Origin of the sequence: Clostridium sp. D5 (assembly GCF_000190355.1) — a bacterium.
Classification (GTDB): domain Bacteria; phylum Bacillota; class Clostridia; order Lachnospirales; family Lachnospiraceae; genus Faecalicatena; species Faecalicatena fissicatena_A.
In genome coordinates, this window is the sequence record NZ_GL870816.1 from 1 (window position 1) to 2,170 (window position 2,170).

Genomic DNA, 2,170 nt, shown 5'->3' on the forward strand with positions numbered 1-2,170 from the left:
CGCAAAATCAGCGTGAACCGAACACATTCACCGCTTAATCTGGTGATTAAGCGGCTCAGGTGTTCTAAAAAGCAGCTTCGGAAGCTGCTTTTTTCACGCTGATTTTGCGGATTTCCTCTAACTGCTGCTAGTGCTCGCTAAAAGCATTTCCAACAGGACAGGTGTTTTTCACAGTCCGTCCCGGCTCACGGTAAGCTAGGTTCATCCGCCGATAGGAAAGAACTCGTTCCCCGGTTGGGTCCAGGACCAATGTCATTAAGATAAGAAAAACGGTATATTTGAGGCAAATATGTTAATTGCATATTTGCCTATTTTTATGCAAAAAACACTTGACAAGACGCTCAAAAAATGTGGCGTAGCCTTTTAATAATATAAAATTTTAGGAGGTTATCACTTATGCAATTTTCAGAAGAAGTAAAAGCTACATTATGGAACCTAATTGACGAAATGTCTTTGAATTTATCGGATTTCACGGTTCATCCAGGCAGGGATTTTACCAGAAAGAAAAAATGGGACTTTCCTACTATGATAAAATTCATTCTCTCCATGGAGAGTCAGTCTTTAAAAAATGAACTATACAAATATTTTGGGTACACCACTGATTGCCCCACTAATGCATCTTTTAATCAAAGAAGAGCTCAAATTCGGTCAGATGCATTCGAATATCTCTTTACATCGTTTACATCTCAATACACCAGCAATCCAGATCTTTTTAACGGATACAGACTGATCGCTTGTGACGGTTCTGATCTTGATATTGCATATAATCCAAACGATGAAGATTCATATCTTACAAATGGAAAGGGGAAGGGGTATAATCAGCTCCATTTGAATGCAATGTATGATTTACTGGACAGGATCTACACGGACATCATAATTCAGCCGGGTAAACTTGAAAATGAACATAAAGCCTTTTGTGATATGCTAGATCGTTATGCAGGCATTAAGAAGACCATTTTCATCGTTGACCGCGGATATGAATCATATAATGATCTGGCACATGTAATGGAAAAAGGAGCCTTCTTTTTATTTCGCTCCAAAGATATAAACAGTAACGGTATCGTATATGGATTAAAGCATAAATTACCCGAAAAAGACGAATTTGATGCCACAATATCTATTATACTTACACGTAAAAGTACAAAGGAGGTTAGAAATCATCCAGAAATTTATAAGTGCTTTCATACCAAAGATAATTTTGATTATATAGATTTAGATAAAAATCCTTATTATAAAATGAATTTTAGAGTATTACGCTTTCCTATATCGGAAACGAGCTATGAATGTGTTATAACAAATCTTCCACAAACGGAATTCACAGCTTCAGAAATAAAGAAGTTATACGCAATGAGATGGGGAATCGAGACTTCTTTTAGAGAGCTAAAATACGCCGCTGAATTAACAGGTTTTCACTCCAAGAAACGAGAATATATAATACAGGAAATATGGGCACGCCTTATCTTATATAATTTCAGCGAAGTTATTACTGCCCATGTAACTATTGAAAAGTGTACAAAGAAGCATGTTTATCAAACGAACTATACAATTGCAATACATATATGCAGATATTTCATAAGTAAAAAGGCGGAGAATTCCCCGCCAGATGTTGAGGCTTTAATAAGTAAAGAAATACTCCCTGTTCGACCTGGCCGTCGCGCCCCTCGCAAAGCCGATCATAAGAAGAAAGCAGTAAGTTTCCTATACCGGTGAGCCTAACACAAAATATATTATACACCCTATTTAAGCAGATGAAAACATCTGTTTAATTGTAGTGTCTAAAAGCAGAAAATATCATTAACCCAGAGTGTCACTTTACATTGAATTATAAGATTTCATGGTAAGGTGGCATTCATATTTGCTATCTTAATGACATTGGTCCAGGACCGGGACAGCGGATGGAATAGAATTAGTGTAACTTTCATATCCCCAGTATGTATGGTCGCTTTTTACTTTATGAGTATGGTTTTATTTTAAACTATACTCAAGTCTATTAAAAAGACTGCTGGGGATATGAAAGTTACGCCAATTCTATTCCATCCGTTGCCCCGGTCAGGGATCCCACCCGGGGAACGAGCCTTTTCCTACCGTCCGGAAGAGCCAGCTTTATGACAGGGATGCCGGGGAGGTACTGGGGCTGTATATGCCGCTGCGAAATGCTGGAGTGCGCCTA

Annotated in this window: 1 protein-coding gene; it reads left to right on the forward strand. The window is 38.1% G+C overall.

Annotation, left to right across the window (positions count from 1 at the left end; all coding sequences use genetic code 11):
• The first annotated feature begins 396 nt into the window (after positions 1-396).
• On the forward strand, positions 397-1,710 hold the full coding sequence (locus HMPREF0240_RS16460; protein ID WP_009004543.1) for an IS4 family transposase: 1,314 nt from the start codon (positions 397-399) through the stop codon (positions 1,708-1,710).
• Positions 1,711-2,170 lie beyond the last annotated feature (460 nt).